Below are 21,479 nucleotides of genomic sequence, written 5' to 3' on the forward strand. Positions count from 1 at the left end.
TTATGTACAGTTTAACGAGAGAAGCATCACAACATATTGATGCCTATGTACCACGTCATCTACATGTGCCATTGGAAGTGCTCATGGAAAATGCAGGTCGAGGTATAGCCGATGCGTTGGTAGATGTAGAAGGAGACCGTTTTAGGGAGGATCCTTTTACAGGTATGGTTCTATTTGTGTGCGGTGTTGGTAACAATGGAGCCGATGGACTGGTAGCGGCTCGTCATTTAATGGAACAAAGAATTCCCGTTACCATTGCATTAGTAGGCAATGTGTCACATGGTAGTGAGCTATTTAATAAACAACTAACCATGGTTCGTGCCATGGGAATTGATATTGTTTCTTTTGAAAGTTTTAGTGATTGGTCCCGTGTTCATGTTGTCGTAGAAGGTTTGATGGGAACTGGTTTTCAAGGTGAATTACGTGAATCTATAACCTCTGTGCTACATGACATCGATGTGGAACGCAACCAATATGGATTTTCCCTATGGGCTATCGATGTGCCAGCCGGTGTTGATGCCACTACCGGACAGGCTTCTGATTATACATTATCCTATGATACGACAGTAACCTTTGGATCTATTAAAGAAGGTCTATTGTTATATCCTGGTAAATCCTTAGCCGGTACCGTAATAATTGCACCATTGGGTGTGCCTTGGGAATTAGCATTAGGAGCAGAGGCGCCATTTAACACATCCCATTATGTTTTGTATGACCGTTTAGCTTCACTAGAACTCAGTGATCGTATGCCACAGGCACATAAAGGTGTTAATGGTAACGCTTTGATTGTCGGTGGTTCTGAATCCATGATAGGGGCACCTATCATGAGTGCAGAGGCAGCTGTACATGGTGGAGCCGGTAAGGTTTCATTAGCTGTTCCTAACGGTGTGCGACCTATCGTACAGTCTAAATGCATACCAGAAGTCATGGTATTGCCATTAGAAAATTTAGGTTCCATTAATTTACAATCGTATGACGTCGTTGCTGTTGGCCCTGGATTAGGTCGCACAGATGAAGCTAAAGTATTGGTAAACTCTCTGTTAGAACGACAATCGGGACATATGGTTATCGATGCAGATGGTCTATATGCTCTCGGTACTATTGGTCATGTATATGCACATGGTGATAAGACAATTACCTATGAAGGTAATATGCAGTTCAAAAATTGTATTATGACCCCTCATCTAGGAGAATTTAGCCGGCTTATTGATACATCCATTAATTTTATAGAGAAGCATTATGTAGATTTAGCGATTCAATTTGCTGTAGCTCATAATGTAGTGCTCGTTTTAAAAGGAATTCCTAGTTTAGTTGCCTTTCCTACCGGTGAAGTATATATCAATATGATAGGCAATCCTGGTATGGGAACAGGAGGAATGGGTGATAGTTTAACGGGGATTATAGCTGCCTTTGTAGCACAAGGTTATTCTTTACAGTCTGCGGCCTTATTAGGTGTCTATGTACATAGTCGAAGCGCTGATATATTGGCTAAAGAAAAACCTTGGGGCTATACGCCAAGTGATGTAAGCCAATCCGTTGGCTTGGTACTACAAGAGTTATTGAAAGGATAGGTATATGACGCGTTTACAACGAATAGTACTATGTATCATAGCTTTATTAGTGCCACTGTTTGTATTGGCTGGCTGTTCGAATGCAGATGTATCGAAAGCTGCATCACAAGCCGTGTCGTCATCATCCAATTACTCTATTGATACAAAGCAAACCAATGCAGATGGGCATGTTGATATCTATATGCTTGATATAGGCCAAGGGGATGCAATACTTCTTAAAGTTGGTGATGAGTATAGCATGATTGATACGGGAGATATAGAACATCGTGAAAATATTGTAGCCCAACTACATAATCTCGGTGTTACTAAGCTTAAAAATGTCATCATCACACATCCTCATGCAGATCATATGGGTGGTTTTTTAGCTATTGCAAAAGCAATGCCTATAGAACATGTATATGATGATGGTATTTCTGTTGACAATAATATGTATAAAACATATGAAAAATGGATTGAGAAAAAGAATATTCAACGCACTACGTTAAAAAAAGGTGGTACTGTTGATTTTGGTCATGGTGCAGTATTTGTAGTATATGCGCCTTGGGATGATATATTAGTAGATAAAAAAGGGCAACCGGATTTAAATAATAATTCTATTGTTGGTAAATTTATATTTGGTAAATTTTCTATGCTCTTTACAGGTGATGCAGAATTACAAGAAGAACAACGGCTTATAAAAGAGCAAAATAGTAAGCTCTTTGCTCGTATTTTGAAGGTGGGGCATCACGGATCGCGAACAAGTAGTTCTGAAGATTTCCTAAAATCCGTCAAACCAGAGAGTGCATTAATCTCTTGTGGGTTATATAATAAATATGGTCATCCTCATGATGTGACATTACGTCATTTGAATGAACACAATATCGCCATTTATCGTACAGATACGATGGGACGTATTCACATTAGTACGGATGGGAATGAATGGCAAATTTCTACAGAACGATGATAGATATGTATAATCCGTATACCTATCTTCATGTTTGTATGAAATAATCTATCTATAATCTAACATTAGTTTATGGATAGATTGGAACGATGAGACGAAACATTAGTATCATCGGCTCATCTCTATGGTTTGGACAAAAAGTATGTCAGTTAGATTGGAGTGAATGTATTGCGTAAACTATTTTTAATTTGCTTTGCTTTTCTCATGGCTGTACCACTGTTGTTAAGTCAAGCAAAGGCTGCTAATTTACAGGATGCTCGTTGGGTAACGAGAACTGATGCACCTGTTCCATATGTACGTATGGTTATGGATTTATCTACTCCTGTAAACGCGGCAGCATCCATCAGTAAAGATGGAAAAACGACAACGGTTACTTTGAAGAATACGAAGCTAAAAACGGCGAAGAATACTATTTATATGGATTCTTCCATTGCTAGCGTAGCTCAACTTTCACAAGTAGGCAAAGATGTGGCAGTTACGATTAAAACTCCATCCGCATTGGATACTAATGATGTGAAGGTTTTCTCTTTGAAGAAGGATACAGTCAATCAAAAGCCGTATCGAATTGTTGTAGATGTACAGAAAAAAGGCGTGGCTCCAAAACCTATCAATTATGGTAAGAAACCATCCCCAGCTACAGCGCCAGCAAGTAGCAAAGGGTCCGGTATATACTCTGTATCAGGAGGATTATCCGGTAAGGTGATTACTATTGATCCAGGTCATGGTGGTAGCGACCCAGGTGCTATCGGCCCTACAGGGTTCCAAGAAAAAAGTGCAACATTACCGATTGCTAAATATTTGAAATCAGCTTTAGAAGCTCGCGGTGCTAAGGTATTCCTGACTCGTACTACAGATGCCGATGTATATGGTCCTAATGCGAGTGGTGTTGATGAGTTGGGTGCTCGCGTTAATATAGCAAACTCCCATAATTCAGATGCCTTTGTAAGTGTTCATATTAACTCTTTCAACAACCCAAGTGTAGGTGGCATTGCTACATACTACTATTCTAAAACTGGTAATGACGCTCGCTTAGCACAAAAAGTACAAAATCAAATTGCTAATGTACCAGGCTTTAATGGTGACAGAGGTATCCAAGAAGGTAATTTGTATGTATTAAGACATACAAATATGCCGGCTATTCTCGTAGAATTAGGCTTTATTTCTAACCCTAATGAAGAACGTGCATTGAAGAGCGACCAAACAAAACAAGACTTTGCTAATCGCATTGCTGCTGGTATTGCTAGTTACTTTGGAGGCTAAGGATGAATATTCGAAATCAAATAACAGTGATTGCTTGTATCGGCATCCTAGCTTTTACAGCGGGCTGTAATTCCAATCAAATGCAAAACACAGGTTCTACAAACGTAAGCCAAGAGGTCAAGGTCAATAAAGATGCTGAAACTGCTAAGACTTCTAGTGAATCCGTTAAAATGGTATTCTTTGTTCCTACTGAAGATGGTTCCGGTGTTAAACAACAATCCGTGGATATCGCAGCAGATAAGGTGACGCCGAAGGCGGCATTGCTTGCCATGTTAAAAGCTGATCGCCAACAAAAGTATCCTATCTTTGATAAAGCGATAAAAATCAACTCTGTAACAGTTAAAGATGGAGTTGCTTCTGTAGAGGTGAATAAAGCTTTTGTTGATGGTAAAGGTGGCGACTTAACTGTTAAGTTGCAAATGGCTGCTATTGTTAATACATTGACCTCTTTTGATAATATCAATGGAGTGCTCTTTGTATGTGATGGCAAAAAGGTTCCTATTGTAGGCGCATTCGATACGAAGAGCCCTGTTAAACGGATGGAACAACTCATAAAAAAATAATGTACGAATCGACCTCATCAGTATGATGAGGTCGATTTTTTTTGCATTCCTATATATGTTACAATACATATAGTGTATAAGATAAAAAAGGTGATATTGTGGAACTTAAAACTCTTGGTGAATTTAATTTCATACATAGTATTGAATCGGATACAATATATGACAATAAGACAGTGGTGCAAGGTATTGGCGATGATTGTGCCATTTATAAAGCTAGTGAAGGGTATGATCAGCTTATAAGTACGGATACCATGGTGGAAGGTGTTCATTTTAGCTTTCATTATATGGCGCCCTATGATGTAGGATATCGTTTGATGACGGCTAATTTGAGTGATATTGCTGCTATGGGAGGTATACCACGTCAGGTTGTATTATCTGTATCTGCACCAGGTCATATTGACACGCGAATTTTAGATGAAATTTATAGAGGGATTAAGGATCAGTGCCAACGATATCATGTAAATCTTATTGGCGGTGACACGGTCAGTATAGATGGCCCCATGGTGTGGACCATTACTATCATAGGCGAAGTGCCTAAAGGTAAAGCGATACTACGAAGTGGTGCCCGACCTGGGGATGTGGTGGGCGTTACTAATTATATTGGTTATGCTGCCACAGGGTTAGGATCCTTATCATATAACTTTGATGGCTATCCTATGACGTGCATCGGTCATCAACGACCAGAACCTCAAATTGAATTAGGCCAATCGTTACGCGAACTTGGTATTCACAGTATGAATGATATTAGCGATGGCCTTAGTAGTGAGTTGAATGAAATAGCAAAGGCATCACATGTTTCAATCGTCATTGATGAAGCACTTATCCCATTGCATGAAGAAACATATAAGTTAGCTGCTGTATTACATACTAATCCTGTTGATTATGCCTTATTGGGCGGTGAAGATTTTCAGCTCGTATTTACGGCGCCTAAGGAGCTTTCACAGGCATTAGAACAGTTAGGTTCTATCACGCTTATTGGTGAGGTTATAGAGGGAAAACCGATGGTACAATTGGTGACTAAGGATAAAGAGATACGCTTATTAGAAGCGAAAGGATATAATCATTTTCATGAGTAAAAATAAAGTTACATTAGAAACATATTCTGTAGAGGATACACAATGCTTTGGTGAACGCCTAGGGCAGTGGGTCAAAGAGTCTGCTAGTCCACTATGCATGGCATTAATCGGTGATTTAGGGACTGGTAAGACTCATATGTCTCAGGGCATAGCAAAGGGTCTTGGCGTGTCGGAGGATATTACAAGTCCTACATTTTCTCTTATGAATACCTATATGACATTGGCCGGTGAAATATACCATTTTGATTTATATCGCATGGATGATGTAAGTGAATTAGAAAATATTGGATTTTATGAATTTACAGAGGATCAAGTTGCCATTGTAGAGTGGGCGGATAAGTTTGAAGATGAATTGCCCGATGAAACGTTATGGATACATATTGATTCGATTGATACTCACTCTAGACGGATTACATTAGAGAGCGATGTACTTGACGCTGAAACATTGAATACTTTAGGAGGTATGTATGTGGTTGGGAATTGAAACGAGTTCTGTCGTTTCTAGTGTTGCTGTGATCAATGAAAGTCAGTTACTTGGTGAAATTACTATACAAGCAGGATTGACTCATTCTGAGCAGTTGGTACCACATATTCAATCATTGCTAGAGATGACGAGGGTAGAAAAATCTGATTTAAAAGGAATCGTTGTTGCTAGTGGTCCCGGTTCCTTTACAGGTTTGCGCATAGGAATGGGAACAGCAAAGGCGATGGCCTATGCATTACATATACCTTTATATGGAGTTATGACTATGGATGGATTAGCGCGTAATATTCCATACACTACTGATACGATTTGCACGGTTATTGATGCGCAAAAGAAACATGTCTATGCGGCTCTGTATGCATATGATGGAGAGCGTTTACAGGTTAAAGAAGAGCCATTCGTAGTGGAAGCTGCTTCATTAGTAGAACGATTACGAAACCAATATAAACGCGTCGTATTTGTGGGCGATGGTATTAAGCGGATTGCTCCACTAGTAGCAGATGATGAGTTATTAATCATTGGTGATCCTATCTATCGCATACCTAAGGCTAGCTCTTTATTATTAAGCGCCCGCCCTTTGATTGAACGAGGTGAAAGTGCTGATCCTATGGATATGGTACCGTACTATATTAGACGGTCTGAAGCAGAAGTATTGTGGGAAGAAAAGCATAAAGATAATCCTGCTATGTTAAAGGAGAATCCTACAGTCACTGTAATCGAAGCGGCAGGTGAAAAATAGACATGACAGTCCGTAGAGCAACGATTGAGGATGCAAAGGAAATTTTTGCTATTGAAATGGAATGCTTTTCTGTTCCTTGGAGTTTAGATTCCATAGAAACAGAATTACTGAATGAAGATAAGAAACTCTATTATGTTGTAGAAGATGCCAATGGTGTTGTAGGTTATGCAGGGGCGTGGCTCGTATATGATGAAGGGCAAATTACAAATATTGCGATACGTCCATCTGCAAGACGCCAAGGCTTTGGTGCTAAACTTACGAGTGCATTGATAGAGGAATGTTTTAAACGAGGCATGCATGAAATCTTTTTAGAAGTTCGTATATCTAATTTGTCTGCTTTATCTTTATACCGACAATTGGGGTTTACTGTAAAAGGTATGCGAAAAAATTATTACTCAGAGCCTAAAGAAGATGCGTATATCATGTCTCTTATTAAAGAGGAAGGAAAATGAGTGTATATACATTAGCATTAGAAAGTAGCTGTGATGAAACATCGGCAGCTGTACTTAAGGATGGCCGTACAGTACTTTCTAATGTCATATCGAGTCAGGTGCCAATTCACCGAAAATTTGGTGGTGTAGTGCCAGAAATTGCATCCCGCCATCATATAGAACAAGTTATCCCTGTTATTGATAAGGCTTTAGCGGATGCTCATGTCACATTGGATGATATCGATCATATAGGGGTTACCTATGGTCCTGGATTAGTAGGGGCCCTATTAGTTGGTGTAGCAGCTGCAAAAGGTTTATCCTTTGCTACGGGTATTCCATTAGTACCTGTTCATCATATGGAAGGTCATATTTTTGCTAATTTCTTAGCTAATCCTACATTAGAGCCACCATTTTTAAGCCTTGTTGTATCCGGTGGTCATACTATGCTAGTTCATGTGAAAGGTTATGAAGAATTCGAGATTTTAGGACAAACACGGGATGATGCGGCCGGTGAAGCTTTTGATAAAATTGCCCGTGTTATGGGGTTTCCATATCCTGGAGGACCTCATATTGATGCATTAGCAACAGAGGGCAATCCAGATGCTATTGAGTTTCCGAAGGCCCTTAGTGAGTCGGGAAATTTTGAATTTAGCTTTAGTGGCTTAAAATCAGCTGTTCTAAATTATTTAAATAGTAAATCACAAAAGGGTGAAGACATACATAAGGCTGATGTGGCAGCGTCCTTTCAAAAGGCCATCGTAGATGTTCTCGTAGAAAAAACTAAGGATGCAGCTCATACACTAGGGGAAACTAAAATAACCATTGCTGGTGGTGTATCCGCTAACCAAGGCTTACAAGTAGCATTAGAGAATATGTGTAATGAAGAAGGATTTACGTACTATAAACCAGGTAAAATTTTAGCTACTGATAATGCGGCTATGATTGGATGCCGTGCTTACTATATGGCACAAGCCGGAAAATTCTGCGATTTACATTTAAATGCTAAGCCTAGTGTGCCAATTGGTACCGTTGCATGGGTAGAAGGTAACTAGTATGACTGTACATATATATGATGAACTTGTTAAGGAAACAAATCTATCTAGTTTGCAAGCAGCCCTACTAGTTCATATTAGTCATATGATTCGCTTTGGCCAATCGGTGAGTAAACATAAGATTGTTTTGTTTACAGAGATTGCGAATGATGACATGATGTGTATATATGAGTCTAATGACTCATTAGTTACATCTCGCATACCTAGTTCTGATATGTGGAAAAAACTAATCACTACTGGTGAAAGCTTTCAACAATTCACACAAAATGGATTTGAATATCTATTTCCTATTGTCGATAATGGCGGTAAGACTATAGGAGGCATTTCCTTCTCTTATATAGCGCCTGCCAATGGTGTGGAAGGTAAACGAGGATTTATCGTAGCCGATACAATGCACCGATTGATGTTGACGGCCACAGATGAACAAATTAAAGAATATGAGCCTATATCGTATTTGGATGGGCTCATCATTTTTGACCAAAATGGGACTATCCTGTACGGCAATGATACGGCGTTACACTTGGCGGATATAGTCGGTGTTGATCGGCGGTTGGTGGGCACATCTATTTTTGGTAGTTCTTTAAAAATATCTGCTATTCATCGTGTCATAGATGAACGAAATGATTTTGTATCCGAAGAAATCTATCATAATATGGTACTAAGACAGCATTTGATTCCTATTCCGATGGGACGCAATGAATGTCGTTGCTTTTTAATTCTTCACGATTGTACCCGTGAAAGTAAACAGCAACAAGAACTACTAGTTAAAAATTCCATTATTAAAGAGATACATCACCGTGTTAAAAATAACTTACAAACAGTAGCGGGCTTACTACGGATGGAAGCGCGGCGCTCTGATTTACCAGAGGTAAAATCGGCATTACAAGAGGGTATTTCCCGTATTGAAAGTATGGCCCTTGTCCATGATTTAGTATCTCACTATGATGAAGACTATATTTCTATACGATCCATATATGATGAATTGTGCCGCTTATTACGCCAGAGCATGGTAAATCGTAATCAACATGTAGAATTTCGCTATCATGGAGACGATTGTATTATTTCATCTCATCAAGCCAGTTATATTTCTCTTGTATTCAATGAACTAATTTCTAATAGTATTGTGCATGGGTTGGATGGGACTGATGGTGTAATTTCATTATCTGTATCCAGTATGAATGATACTATTGCTCTAGTATTTACAGATTCAGGTAAAGGGTTGCCTCGTGATTTTGATATGGCTAAAAGTAAGCGATTAGGCATGCAAATTATTAATAATTTGGTGAATCACGAGCTACAAGGTCATATGACGATTGAAAATGGTGATGTTGGGGTTATTGTTACAATTCATATTCATAAGGAGCAATAAATGCGTATTTTAATCGTTGATGATGAATCTTTAATCCGCATGGATTTGCGAGATATTCTAGAATCTGAACAACATGAAGTGGTTGGGGAAGCATCGAATGGTGTTGAAGCTATTACGATGTGTAAAGAACTAAAACCTGATGCGGTGTTAATGGATGTGAAAATGCCTGAGCTAGATGGCATAGAAGCAGCTCGTCAAATTGGATTTAACCACTTGGCACCTGTTGTACTTCTAACTAGTTATAGTCAACAGGATTTAGTGACAAAAGCTCGTGAATCTGGTGTATATGGATATTTAATAAAACCTGTCAGAGAAGAGCAGCTGATTCCAACATTAGAAATGGCATGTGGTCGATTTTTAGATGATTTAGAGTCACGTCAACAAATGGCTGATTTAGAGAAAACTCTAGAAGAAAGAAAAATAATACAAAAAGCGACAGGCATTCTTATGGATTTATATAAAATTACGGAGGACGAATCATATAATCGAATTCGGCAATTAAGTATGAAGAAACGAGAGTCTATTGTCAATATATGTAAGCTAATCATTCAACAAGCATCGTCTAATTAATAAAAACTATAGGGCGATACATATAACCTTCTATATAAGATATAAAAGCTTATATAGAAGGTTATTTTATATGAATTAGTACTTGTAAAAACTAAAAAGTCAAAAAATCAAAATTAGTACTTGCAATTATTTTGACATAGGTTATAATAATACATGTGATTAGCACTCGATAAGTTAGAGTGCTAATGAATTATGAATAATACATAGTAAATAAGGAGTGACATCATATGTTAAAACCATTAGCTGACCGCGTTCTTATCCGTTTAGAAGCAAAAGAAGAAAAAACTAAAAGTGGTATCTTCCTTCCTGATACAGCAAAAGAAAAACCTCAAGAAGGTGTTGTTGTAGCAGTAGGTGCTGGTAAAGTATATGACAATGGTCAACGTGTAGCTCCAGAAGTTAAAGTTGGCGATACTGTTATGTTTGCAAAATACGCTGGTAGCGAATTAGAAATCGATGGCGCTACTCACTTGATTATTAGCGAACGCGATATCTTAGCAGTATTATAATAGCTTTCAAGGCTATACATATTAATGATACATTCTATATTGCCTTAGGGCATATATTTCTTTACATTGGATAGTGTTACTATCTAGGAGGTAATACATATGGCAAAAGAAATCTTGTTTAATGAAGAAGCTCGTCGCGCATTAGGTCGTGGCGTTGATCAATTGGCAAATGCTGTAAAAGTTACATTAGGACCAAAAGGCCGTAATGTCGTATTGGATAAAAAATTCGGTTCCCCAACAATCACAAATGATGGTGTAACTATTGCTCGTGATATCGAACTTCCAGATCCATTTGAAAACATGGGCGCTCAATTGGTAAAAGAAGTTGCTACTAAAACTAACGACGTAGCAGGTGATGGTACTACTACTGCAACAGTATTGGCACAAGCTATGATTCAAGAAGGTATGCGCAACGTCGCAGCTGGTGCTAACCCAATGATCTTGAAAAAAGGTATTGAAACAGCCGTTAAAACTTTGGTTGAAGAAATTAAAAAACGCTCCATTAAAGTTTCTGGTAAATCTGAAATCGCTCAAGTTGCAAGTGTATCTGCTGCTGACGAAGAAATTGGTGGCTTAATTGCTGAAGCTATGGAAAAAGTAGGTAACGATGGCGTTATCACTGTAGAAGAATCTAAAGGCTTGCAAACTGCATTAAACGTAGTAGAAGGTATGCAATTCGACCGCGGTTACATTTCCCCTTACATGGTAACTGACCCTGATCGTATGGAAGCTGTTATGGATAACCCATACATCTTGATTACTGACCGTAAAATCAGTGCTATCGCAGATATGTTGCCAACACTTGAAAAAGTGGTAAAAGTAGGTAAAGAACTTCTTATCATCGCTGAAGATGTAGAAGGCGAAGCATTGGCTACATTGGTAGTAAACCGCTTGCGTGGTACTTTCAAAGCAGTAGCTGTTAAAGCTCCTGGCTTCGGCGACCGTCGTAAAGCTATGCTTGAAGATATCGCTATTTTGACTGGTGGTACTGTAATTACTGAAGATATGGGCCGTAAACTTGATTCTGTAGAACTTACTGATCTTGGTACAGCTCGTCAAGTTCGCATCACTAAAGATGAAACTACAATCATCGATGGTGTAGGCGATAAAGACGTAATTGCTAAACGCGTTAGCCAAATTCGTGCACAAGTAGAAGAAACAACTTCTGAATTCGACCGTGAAAAATTACAAGAACGTCTTGCTAAATTATCTGGTGGTGTTGCAGTTATCGAAGTAGGCGCTGCTACAGAAGTTGAAATGAAAGATAAAAAACTTCGTATCGAAGACGCATTGAACGCAACTCGTGCTGCTGTTGAAGAAGGTATCGTAGCTGGTGGTGGTACTACATTCATCGATATCATCCCTGCATTGAACACATTGGAAGCTACTGGTGATGTTCAAACTGGTATTAACCTTGTTAAACGTGCAGTAGAAGAACCTCTTCGTCAAATTGCTTACAATGCTGGTCTTGAAGGCTCCGTTGTAGTAGAAAAAGTTAAAAATACAGAAGCTGGTGTTGGTTTCAACGCATTGACTGAAGAATATATCGACATGGTTAAAGCTGGTATCGTGGATCCTGCAAAAGTAACACGTTCTGCTCTTCAAAATGCTGCATCCATCGCTTCTCTTGTATTGACTACTGAAACAATCGTAGCTGATAAAGTAGAAGAAAATGCTGCTGCTCCTGCAATGCCTCCAATGGGTGGCATGGGCGGTATGATGTAATCAACTGCTTTTAGCGATACATAGATAATATATTAAAATCCTAATGAATGTAGATTGCTACATTCATTAGGATTTTTTATTCTTGGAATGAATCTTGATAAATTGATTTCATAAGCCATTTATGGTATAATTCTATAGAATTTCATATAAGAGTCTTGGTTTGACAGACACTAGTATATAGCATATAATTTTTATATCTAAAAATATCTATATAATAAAGAGGTGTTACTATGTTGAACTTTTTATTTAAAAGTAAACCTGATTATATTAATTTTGGGCTTTTATTCTATCGCCTTGCATTAGGTATTTCCATGTTCTATCATGGATACTTAAAATATGTAAGTGGTGAACAAGGTCTTTATAAGGTAGGGGCCATGTTGTCCGCCTTAGGTGTGCCAAGTGGCTTTGAGGTTATATTAGGTACCATCGCATCTTATGCAGAAATGGTCGGCGGTATTCTTCTTATTATAGGCCTGTTTACACGTATTGGCACGCTTCTAGTTGTAGGTACCTTGGCGGTAGCGACCATATTGAATCTTAACGGCAATTTCTTTAGTTGGGATTATCCGTCCCAAATGGCCTTTGGTGCCATTATGTTGTTCTTTGCTGGTGCAGGTCGCTATAGTTTAGATAAGGCATTATTTAAATAATCAGTTAATTAGAAGACTCATCATAGATGAGTCTTTTACTATGTAGAGAGGTTATTATGAATCAAAAAACAGTTCCATTTACATCTGAACAATTAGAAGCAATTATTGCTAACTATCAGACTCCGTTTCATATTTATGACGAAGAAGGCATCGTTAATAATATGAAGAGATTTATCTCCGCATTCTCTTGGAATAAGGGATTTAAACAATATTTTGCTGTGAAAGCTACTCCAAATCCATATATTATGCGTGTGTTGCAAAAACTAGGGGTAGGCGCTGATTGTTCTTCCTTAGCTGAATTACTTCTATGCGAAAAGGTGGGCATTACAGGCCATGACATTATGTTCACATCCAATGACACACCTTATGTAGAGTATAAAAAGGCTTTGGATATGGGGGCTATCATCAATTTAGATGATATTACTCATATTGAATACTTAGAAAAACATCACGGCTCTTTACCAGATACATTCTGCGTACGTTATAATCCAGGTCCTTTGAAAGAAGGGGGCAATACGATTATCGGCCTTCCAGAGGAAGCAAAATACGGTATGACTCGTGAGCAAGTATTTGAGGCATATAAGCAATTACAAGCAAAGGGTGTAAAACATTTTGGTTTACATACTATGGTTGTATCCAATGAACTTGATATTGATGGATTGGTAGGTACAGCTGAAATCTGCTTTAACCTAGCTGTAGAAATTAAAGAAAAATTAGGCATCGATGTTGAATTTATCGATCTTGGTGGTGGTGTAGGCGTAGCATATAAACCAGAACAAACGCCTGTTGACTTTGAAAAATTGGGCGAACGTGTTCATGAAGCTTATGATCGAATCATTAAAGGCAATGGTCTTAAGGATATTGCTTTGGCCTATGAATGCGGTCGTATGGTAACAGGCCCATTTGGATATCTTGTTTCTACAGCTATTCACAAAAAAGATATCTATCGTCACTACATCGGTTTAGATTCTTGTATGGCGAATTTAATGCGTCCAGCATTGTATGGTTCTTACCATCATATTACAGTAATGGGAAAAGAAAATGCTCCTAAAGATCATGTGTATGATGTAACTGGTTCCTTGTGTGAAAATAATGATAAATTTGCTATTCAACGAGAATTGCCTAAAATTGATATTGGTGACCGTATCATCATTCATGATGCAGGTGCACATGGTCATTCGATGGGCTTTAACTACAATGGTAAATTACGTTCTGCTGAATTGTTACTGCACAAAGATGGATCTGTTACACAAATTCGTCGCGCTGAAACATACGATGATTTGTTTGGTACATTAGACTTCTCTAATTTATAATATTGAGAATTAAATAGAGTTGAGAACTAGTATTAATAAAACATAAGATATACGAATATATAGGGATTTTTTCTAATCCCTGTATATTTTAGTAGGAATATCTTGCTATCATTTAGATAAGAATGTATAATGAGTATAGATTGTTATGCACATACTTGCTAAAGTGGCGAGAGAATACGGCGGTATCACCCTTGTGCGTACCGCCGTTTTTCTATGTGATTATAAAGTTTTAATCATATAATCAGATTATCTGATACGAAGGAGTGAAATATTTTGGCTGAATTACTTCAGATTAAAGATTTGGAAGTGTCTGTAGAAGAGAAGAAAATTCTTAAAGGCATTAATTTAACAATAAATAAAGGTGAGATTCACGTCGTAATGGGTACGAATGGTGCTGGTAAATCCACATTGGCAAATGCTATTATGGGTAACCCATTGTATACAGTTGATAAAGGTTCTATCGTATTTGATGGCAAGGATATTACAGAAGATGCTGTAAATGATCGTGCAAAAGCAGGTATCTTTATGTCATTCCAAAGCCCAATTTCCGTTCCTGGTATTACTGTAGAAAACTTCATCCGTACTGCAAAATCTACAATTACAGGTGAAAATGTACGTGCGTTGGCTTTCAAAAAAGAATTGAAAGAAAAAATGGATGAATTGTCCTTTGACACATCCTATGCACAACGTTATGTAAACGAAGGTTTCTCCGGCGGGGAACGCAAGAAAAATGAAATTCTTCAAATGTCTATTTTAAATCCTAAATTGGCTATTCTTGATGAAACAGACTCTGGTCTTGACGTTGATGCTGTTCGTATTGTATCCGAAGGTGTTAATCGTTTCCACAATGAAGATAATGCAGTATTAATCATTACTCACCACAATCAAATTTTACAAAAATTAAAACCTGATTTTGTACATGTTTTGATCAATGGTAAAATCGTTAAGACTGGTGATGCTTCATTGGTTCGTGAAATTGAAGAAAAAGGTTACGACGCATACAAAGCATTAGCATAGGAGGCAACATGGAAGAAAGAAAGAAAACCCAAGTTGCGGATATGGACCGTGGTGTCTATGATATAAAGAATAATTTTGAGTATTCCTATATTGCTGATGCTGGGTTAACAGAAGATATTATCCGTGAAATTTGGTCTAATAAAAATGAACCGGAATGGATGCTTGACTTCCGTTTGAAATCCTTAGAGATTTACAATCGTATGGAAATTCCTAATTGGATTCCTGATATTTCTGGCTTAGATATGGAACATATTTACACATATGTAAAGCCTAAAGTAGATATGAAGGGCGATTGGAATGAAGTACCTGACGATATTAAGAGCACATTTGATCGCCTCGGTATTCCAGAAGCAGAAAAAACATCTCTTGCAGGCGTAGGTGCCCAATATGACTCCGAAGTCGTATATCACAGCATTCAAGAAGATCTTGTAAAACAAGGCGTAATTTATACTGATATTGAAACAGCACTTCATGAACATGAAGAAATCGTAAAAAAATACTGGATGACATTGATTCCTCCTACAGATCATAAATGGGCAGCTCTTCATGGTGCCGTTTGGTCTGGCGGTTCCTTTGTATATGTTCCTGCAGGCGTGCAAGTGGATATTCCATTGCAATCCTATTTCCGTTTGAATGCACCAGGTGCTGGTCAGTTCGAACATACGATGATCATCGTAGAAGAAGGTGCAAAGGTACACTTTATCGAAGGTTGTTCTGCTCCTAAATACGATGTATCCAATCTTCATGCAGGCGCAGTAGAATTGTTCGTTAAGGATAACGCTACGTTGCGTTATTCCACAATTGAAAACTGGTCTAAGAATATGTACAACCTCAATACCAAACGTTGTGTTGTAGGTAAAGGCGGTACTATTGAATGGGTATCTGGTTCCTTTGGTTCTCACGTATCCTGTTTGTACCCAATGAGTATTCTTAATGGTGAAGGTGCTCATGCTGAGTTTACAGGCGTAACATTTGCTGGTGAAGGTCAATTCCTTGATACTGGTTGTAAGGTGGTTCACAATGCACCATATACAACAAGTAATGTAAACTCTAAATCTATCTCCAAATCCGGTGGCGCTGCTATTTATCGTGGCCTGTTGAAAATTGGTCCTAATGCAGAACATGCAAAAGCAACTGTATCCTGTGAATCCTTGATGTTGGATGAAATTTCTCAATCTGATACAATTCCAGCTATTATTGTAGAAAATGATAATGTCGATTTAGGTCATGAAGCTAAGATTGGCCGTATTTCTGATGAAGCTATTTTCTACCTTATGACGCGTGGTATTAGTGAAGAAGAAGCTCGTGCAATGCTTGTTCGTGGTTTCGTAGAACCAATTTCTAAAGAATTGCCATTGGAATATGCTGTTGAAATGAATAATCTAATCAATCTTGAATTAGAAGGTTCTATCGGTTAAGGAGGTACTATGAGCGAATTACTATTTAATGAACTTCCTAGACCTACCTTTAGATGGTTGCGTGTTAACCATACTCCAGCAAGTCTTTGGGGAGAATCAGACAAAACTACAGCTGTATTGGTAAAAGGTAATGATGCCATTATAAGCCCATTGCCAGCTGGTACAGCTTTGATGAATACAAACTATAAAGGTGCTAATGGTGAGGCTGTAGCTAAGCTTGTAAGCGAAGCTGAAGGCTATCGTATCCATGTGCCTGCTAAGGCAAAAGAAGTGGTGGGCATTCGCATTGATGCGAGTGCACGTATCGCTAGTCGTTTCCAATTTATCGTCGAAGAAGATGCGCAAGTAGAAGTACAATTCTTCTTAGATGGCGGTACAAAAGAGGCGACTAATATCCAATATCTTAATGAATACGATGTAAAATCTAATGCCAAGATTGTCGTTAAAAAAGTAAATCTTTTAGACGAAACTGTACAGCATATCGAACATCGCTATACAAAACTAGAGGATAATGCCGATGTGGAATACATCAATGTAGAAATTGGTGGCAAAGAAAACTTCCTAAACTATGAACATGATTTACAAGGTGAATCTAGTAAAATCGTTCATGACATTGCTTATTTAGGCAATAAGGAACAAAAATTTGATATTGCTATGCTCATGACACATGGTGGTAAAAAATCTTTTAGTGATATTCATACATTAGGTGCCTTAAGCGATACATCTAAAAAATCCTTCCGTGGTACATTGGATTTCCTTCGCGGTGCCGTTGCCTCTGAAGGTGCTGAAGAAGATACATGTTTATTGTTAGATCCTACTGTTAAATCTATTTCTCTACCATTGTTATTGTGTAAAGAAGATAATGTAGTAGGTAATCATGCAGCTAGTGCAGGACAAATTGATCAAAATAAATTGTTCTACCTCATGAGCCGTGGTTTTAGTGAAGTAGAAGCTAAACATATTATTGTAGAATCAATGATTCGACCAATCATCGATCGCATTGGTGATGACGTGATTGAAGAAGCTGCTTTGATTGCAGTACGTAATAAGATTTAAGAGGATTGACTATGAGACCTATTACAGAAGCATATAAGGATTTTCCTATTTTACATAAAGAACATAATGGTCATCGCCTTATCTACTTAGATAGTGGTGCAACGGCGCAAATTCCTCAAATGGTAATGGATCGCCTTACAGACCATATGCTTCATCACAATGGTAATCCACATCGTGGTTCTCATATCCTCGCTATTGAAGCGTCGGAAGCGTATGAAAATGCACGTGACCGCGTTGTTGAGTTTATCAATGCCCGTGAGCGAGAAGAGGTTGTCTTTACCCGTAATAGTACGGAATCGATGAATCTAATCGCTCATAGCTATGGCGCTAATTTTGTTACAAAAGGCGATAAGATTGTCATTACTGTTGCAGAACATCATGCCAATCTTGTTACATGGCAATATGTTGCTGAGAAAACAGGTTCTACATTAGAGTATATGTACTTAGATGAATCGGGCCATTTGAAAGATGGTGAAATCAATAAGATTGATGAAAGTACTAAAATTGTGGCATTTGCCCATGTGAGCAATGTTCTTGGCATGGAATTTCCTGTGAAAGAATTGACTGAAAAAGCTCATTCTGTAGGGGCTATTGTCGTTCTTGACGGAGCTCAATCTACACCTCATATGAAGGTAGATGTACAAGCCTTGGACTGTGATTTCTTCGTATTCTCTGGTCATAAAATGTGTGCTTCTCAAGGTATTGGTGTGCTCTATGGGAAACGAGAATTACTTGAAAAAATGCCACCATTCTTACTCGGTGGTGATATGATTGAATATGTAAAAGAACAATCTACTACATTCAATGAATTACCATATAAATTCGAAGCTGGTACACCAAATGCTCATGGTGCTGTAACATTACATGCCGCTATTGATTATCTCGAATCTTTCGGCATGGATGCTATTGAGGCACATGAAGAAGAATTGGTATCCTATGTATTGCCTAAGATGCTTGAAATCCCTCATGTTCACGTATTGGGATCTCAAAACCCTCGTGAAAAACATGGCGTTATCGCTTTTACAATAGATGATGTACATCCTCATGATGTAGCGACTATCCTTGATTCTAAAGGTATCTGTGTACGCTCTGGACATCATTGTGCACAACCTTTGGGCGCATTCTTTCACGTAGCTGCATCTACACGTCTCAGCATGTATTTATACACGCGTAAAGAAGATTTAGATGCATTCTTAGAAGTATTAAAAACTGTCCGTTCGGTAATGGGCTTTAAAGATTAGGAGACATTCACATGGAAATGGATCAATTGTATACGGAACTTATTTTGGAACATAATCAAGATAAGCGTAATAAACGTGAGTTAAGTGAGTTTACTGCTTCCGAACATGGGCACAATCCAAGTTGTGGTGATGATTTGACGCTACAAATTGATGTACAAGATGGCATTATTAAAGATGCAGCTTACACAGGCTCTGGTTGTGCTATCAGCCAAGCTTCAGCATCCATGATGATTGATATTATCAAGGGTAAATCTGTAGAAGAAGCATTGCGTTTGGTAGAATTATTCTTGGGTATGATAAAAAAAGAGGTTACTGACGAATCTAAGCTTGAAGATTTGGAAGATGCTATGGCCTTACAAAATATTTCTAATATGCCTGCTCGTGTAAAATGTGCTGTATTAGCATGGCATACATTAAAAGAGGCTTTAAAGAAATAATTATGAATAAGACCATTATTTTTGACTTGGATGGAACCTTAACAGATTCAGAAGAAGGAATTTTGAAGAGTGTCACATATGCACTCGAATACTTTGGATATGAAATTCCACCTCATGAAACATTGTTATTATTCTTAGGCCCTCCACTTGTAGATTCATTTCAAGAACACTGTGGCATGGCATTAGAAGAAGCAGAAAAAGTATATAAAAAGTTTGGTGAACGCTATGGTACCATTGGTAAATTCGAAAATCAATTGTATCCTAACATCATCGACCTATTGGACAAGGTTAAAAATGAACATTATACTGTGGCTTTGGCTACGGCTAAGCCAGAAGTTTATGCACGCGAGATTTTAGATCATTTTTCTATTACACAATACTTTGATGTCATTGTAGGGGCCAATTACAAAGAAGGCTTGGTTCATAAGAAAGAGATTCTACAAAAGGCTATCGAATTGTGTGGTAATCCATTAACTGATGATACGGGACGTCGTCTCGTATACATGGTAGGGGATAGAAAATACGATGTTGAGTCAGGCAATGAATTAGGGTGTATATCTATAGGTGTTACCTATGGATATGGTACCGAAACAGAGTTAAACGATGCAAATGCAGAATATCTTTGCGATGATGTAGATGATATTGTTATGACCTTGGACTTAGAGGAAATGCTTGTTCGTAGATAAGACTATTAATGTTTATATTAAAAGGCTAGGGATTCGTCTCTAGCCTTTTTGACGCAGTAAAAAGACCTTGTTCGTATTGAGCAAGGTCTTTTAGATTTTTCTTATGTTATTTTTTTAGGCCACTTTTTTTAGCTAATGATTTGATAACCTTAGCGCTTTGTTTTTTGAGTTTGCCCCCAGTTTGTTTTAATTGAATACGTGTACGGAATACACGACCAAGTGTTGTAATTTTGGTTTTGCGACGCGGTTTCATATCGCGTTCGTTACCAAAATCGCCACGTTGGACAGTGGTTGCTTTTACCTTTTCAGATCCAAATGATTGACGTAAGGATTTCATAAATTGTGTAAGTGGTAGAGTACGATTGAAGGCGAATAAATCAACTGCTACATAACCCAATTCCGGATACGCATGTAATGTGAAATGAAATTGTTTTGCAATAGCAAGAACAACAATTTCATCATCCATAACTTGATAGTTAATTTCGTCTAATTCAATATCTGCTAACTCAAATGCAGCAGCTACACTTTCTTGTACGGCTGCAGCGGAAGAGAGGGATTCTTCATTGCAAGAGTATAAATCTAGTAATAATTGATGACCTAATGCATCTGCCATTGTAGCACCTTCTTTCGTACATACGTTATTATATCTTTAATATTATACATTGAATTCTTATATTAGTCTATTCGTAGAAACATTTACGTACATACATTGATTTGTTGGGGCAATTCATGTAATAAATTTACGTATTTTGGTAATAGTCAAATAATAATTTATAAAAATTTGACTTTATATTTGACAATGGTCAAATAGTCAAATATAATAAAAATATATTAAAAGAACAAAAAGACAAATTAAGAGATAAATTTATAAAGGGGTGTTATTATGAGCGTTATAGCTGATAAAATAGAAAAATTTATACTTAATAAATTAACAGAAGAACAAGAAAGATTGATTTTAAAGAGAAATGAGTTGGCCGATGAATTAGATTGTGCACCATCTCAGATTAGCTATGTATTGAGTACGCGTTTTTCTAATGAACGAGGATTTGATGTTGAATCTAGACGTGGATTAGGTGGATATATTAGAATTCGTAAGTTGCAACCAGAATCTTCTAATATGGTACCAGCAGTGACAACCTATCATATCTATGAAGGTCCAAATCGCGTGGAACGGTTAATCGATTTACGCGATGTTGATCAATCTTTATTTCAATTGTTACAAGATAATAAAATTACAAAGCGCGAGGCTCAAATGATGCATAATTCATTTGCCAGCATCATTGAACATGTAGATTATGAATCTAGAAATGATGCTATTCGCAATCTTTATGCATCCATGATAGAGACATTGCGGAAGGAGTGATGTCAT

Annotated in this window: 23 protein-coding genes; 22 read left to right on the forward strand and 1 reads right to left on the reverse strand. The window is 37.8% G+C overall.

The window, feature by feature from the left end; genetic code table 11:
• Nucleotides 1-2: 2 nt before the first annotated feature.
• The 21 genes from HMPREF1504_RS00670 to HMPREF1504_RS00770 all read left to right on the forward strand — a co-directional run bounded on the left by HMPREF1504_RS00670 (nucleotide 3) and on the right by HMPREF1504_RS00770 (nucleotide 20,110).
• Nucleotides 3-1,571, forward strand: coding sequence for a bifunctional ADP-dependent NAD(P)H-hydrate dehydratase/NAD(P)H-hydrate epimerase (locus tag HMPREF1504_RS00670; protein WP_038122626.1), 1,569 nt, complete (start codon nucleotides 3-5; stop codon nucleotides 1,569-1,571).
• Between the two features lie 4 nt (nucleotides 1,572-1,575).
• Nucleotides 1,576-2,514 carry a ComEC/Rec2 family competence protein gene (locus tag HMPREF1504_RS00675; protein WP_038122627.1) on the forward strand — a complete coding sequence of 313 codons (939 nt, stop codon included), beginning with the start codon at nucleotides 1,576-1,578 and terminating at the stop codon, nucleotides 2,512-2,514.
• 168 nt (nucleotides 2,515-2,682) lie between these two features.
• The gene (locus HMPREF1504_RS00680) at nucleotides 2,683-3,774 is read left to right on the forward strand and encodes an N-acetylmuramoyl-L-alanine amidase (RefSeq protein WP_005378716.1); all 1,092 of its coding nucleotides are present in this window, start codon (nucleotides 2,683-2,685) and stop codon (nucleotides 3,772-3,774) included.
• A gap of 2 nt (nucleotides 3,775-3,776) precedes the next feature.
• The gene (locus tag HMPREF1504_RS00685; RefSeq protein WP_009661236.1) at nucleotides 3,777-4,337 is read left to right on the forward strand and encodes a GerMN domain-containing protein; all 561 of its coding nucleotides are present in this window, start codon (nucleotides 3,777-3,779) and stop codon (nucleotides 4,335-4,337) included.
• A gap of 98 nt (nucleotides 4,338-4,435) precedes the next feature.
• The gene (thiL, locus tag HMPREF1504_RS00690) at nucleotides 4,436-5,413 is read left to right on the forward strand and encodes a thiamine-phosphate kinase (protein WP_016475652.1); all 978 of its coding nucleotides are present in this window, start codon (nucleotides 4,436-4,438) and stop codon (nucleotides 5,411-5,413) included.
• Nucleotides 5,406-5,897, forward strand: a complete 492-nt coding sequence (gene tsaE / locus HMPREF1504_RS00695; RefSeq protein ID WP_005378694.1) for a tRNA (adenosine(37)-N6)-threonylcarbamoyltransferase complex ATPase subunit type 1 TsaE — start codon at nucleotides 5,406-5,408, stop codon at nucleotides 5,895-5,897. Before thiL ends, tsaE begins: the two co-directional genes overlap by 8 nt.
• Complete coding sequence (gene tsaB / locus HMPREF1504_RS00700; RefSeq protein WP_038122630.1) at nucleotides 5,881-6,636, forward strand: tRNA (adenosine(37)-N6)-threonylcarbamoyltransferase complex dimerization subunit type 1 TsaB; 756 nt, start codon at nucleotides 5,881-5,883, stop codon at nucleotides 6,634-6,636. Before tsaE ends, tsaB begins: the two co-directional genes overlap by 17 nt.
• 2 nt (nucleotides 6,637-6,638) lie before the next feature.
• Nucleotides 6,639-7,088 carry a ribosomal protein S18-alanine N-acetyltransferase gene (gene rimI / locus HMPREF1504_RS00705; RefSeq protein ID WP_005378736.1) on the forward strand — a complete coding sequence of 150 codons (450 nt, stop codon included), beginning with the start codon at nucleotides 6,639-6,641 and terminating at the stop codon, nucleotides 7,086-7,088.
• Nucleotides 7,085-8,119: a tRNA (adenosine(37)-N6)-threonylcarbamoyltransferase complex transferase subunit TsaD gene (gene tsaD / locus HMPREF1504_RS00710; protein ID WP_005378712.1), complete on the forward strand. Its 1,035-nt coding sequence runs from the start codon at nucleotides 7,085-7,087 to the stop codon at nucleotides 8,117-8,119. Before rimI ends, tsaD begins: the two co-directional genes overlap by 4 nt.
• 1 nt (nucleotide 8,120) lies before the next feature.
• Complete coding sequence (locus tag HMPREF1504_RS00715; protein WP_038122634.1) at nucleotides 8,121-9,488, forward strand: sensor histidine kinase; 1,368 nt, start codon at nucleotides 8,121-8,123, stop codon at nucleotides 9,486-9,488.
• Complete coding sequence (locus HMPREF1504_RS00720; RefSeq protein ID WP_038122636.1) at nucleotides 9,489-10,058, forward strand: ANTAR domain-containing response regulator; 570 nt, start codon at nucleotides 9,489-9,491, stop codon at nucleotides 10,056-10,058.
• Between the two features lie 227 nt (nucleotides 10,059-10,285).
• Complete coding sequence (groES, locus tag HMPREF1504_RS00725; protein ID WP_004696047.1) at nucleotides 10,286-10,567, forward strand: co-chaperone GroES; 282 nt, start codon at nucleotides 10,286-10,288, stop codon at nucleotides 10,565-10,567.
• Between the two features lie 99 nt (nucleotides 10,568-10,666).
• Nucleotides 10,667-12,292: a chaperonin GroEL gene (groL, locus tag HMPREF1504_RS00730; RefSeq protein WP_005378685.1), complete on the forward strand. Its 1,626-nt coding sequence runs from the start codon at nucleotides 10,667-10,669 to the stop codon at nucleotides 12,290-12,292.
• A gap of 230 nt (nucleotides 12,293-12,522) precedes the next feature.
• Complete coding sequence (locus HMPREF1504_RS00735; RefSeq protein WP_005383483.1) at nucleotides 12,523-12,942, forward strand: DoxX family protein; 420 nt, start codon at nucleotides 12,523-12,525, stop codon at nucleotides 12,940-12,942.
• Between the two features lie 56 nt (nucleotides 12,943-12,998).
• On the forward strand, nucleotides 12,999-14,255 hold the full coding sequence (locus HMPREF1504_RS00740) for a diaminopimelate decarboxylase (RefSeq protein WP_038122639.1): 1,257 nt from the start codon (nucleotides 12,999-13,001) through the stop codon (nucleotides 14,253-14,255).
• A 273-nt stretch (nucleotides 14,256-14,528) separates the two neighbouring features.
• Entirely contained in the window at nucleotides 14,529-15,272 is a 744-nt protein-coding gene (sufC, locus tag HMPREF1504_RS00745; RefSeq protein ID WP_005378715.1) for a Fe-S cluster assembly ATPase SufC, read from the forward strand.
• A gap of 8 nt (nucleotides 15,273-15,280) precedes the next feature.
• Nucleotides 15,281-16,690, forward strand: coding sequence for a Fe-S cluster assembly protein SufB (gene sufB, locus HMPREF1504_RS00750; protein ID WP_005379968.1), 1,410 nt, complete (start codon nucleotides 15,281-15,283; stop codon nucleotides 16,688-16,690).
• A 9-nt stretch (nucleotides 16,691-16,699) separates the two neighbouring features.
• Nucleotides 16,700-17,746 carry a SufD family Fe-S cluster assembly protein gene (locus HMPREF1504_RS00755; protein ID WP_038122640.1) on the forward strand — a complete coding sequence of 349 codons (1,047 nt, stop codon included), beginning with the start codon at nucleotides 16,700-16,702 and terminating at the stop codon, nucleotides 17,744-17,746.
• 11 nt (nucleotides 17,747-17,757) lie between these two features.
• Nucleotides 17,758-18,987 carry a SufS family cysteine desulfurase gene (locus tag HMPREF1504_RS00760; protein ID WP_038122641.1) on the forward strand — a complete coding sequence of 410 codons (1,230 nt, stop codon included), beginning with the start codon at nucleotides 17,758-17,760 and terminating at the stop codon, nucleotides 18,985-18,987.
• 11 nt (nucleotides 18,988-18,998) lie between these two features.
• Nucleotides 18,999-19,424 (forward strand): Fe-S cluster assembly sulfur transfer protein SufU, encoded by a 426-nt coding sequence (gene sufU / locus HMPREF1504_RS00765; RefSeq protein ID WP_005378700.1) that lies wholly within the window; start codon nucleotides 18,999-19,001, stop codon nucleotides 19,422-19,424.
• 2 nt (nucleotides 19,425-19,426) lie between these two features.
• Nucleotides 19,427-20,110 carry an HAD hydrolase-like protein gene (locus tag HMPREF1504_RS00770; protein ID WP_038122644.1) on the forward strand — a complete coding sequence of 228 codons (684 nt, stop codon included), beginning with the start codon at nucleotides 19,427-19,429 and terminating at the stop codon, nucleotides 20,108-20,110.
• A gap of 106 nt (nucleotides 20,111-20,216) precedes the next feature.
• On the opposite strand, the gene HMPREF1504_RS00775 is transcribed toward HMPREF1504_RS00770, so the two are convergent.
• Nucleotides 20,217-20,723, reverse strand: a complete 507-nt coding sequence (locus HMPREF1504_RS00775) for an S-adenosylmethionine decarboxylase family protein (RefSeq protein WP_005378718.1) — start codon at nucleotides 20,721-20,723, stop codon at nucleotides 20,217-20,219.
• A 270-nt stretch (nucleotides 20,724-20,993) separates the two neighbouring features.
• Here HMPREF1504_RS00775 and HMPREF1504_RS00780 point away from each other — a divergent pair, with 270 nt between their 5' ends.
• Entirely contained in the window at nucleotides 20,994-21,473 is a 480-nt protein-coding gene (locus tag HMPREF1504_RS00780) for a CtsR family transcriptional regulator (RefSeq protein WP_005378713.1), read from the forward strand.
• Nucleotides 21,474-21,479: the final 6 nt, after the last annotated feature.

Origin of the sequence: Veillonella sp. ICM51a, from assembly GCF_000524355.1 — a bacterium.
In the GTDB taxonomy this organism is placed as follows: domain Bacteria; phylum Bacillota; class Negativicutes; order Veillonellales; family Veillonellaceae; genus Veillonella; species Veillonella atypica.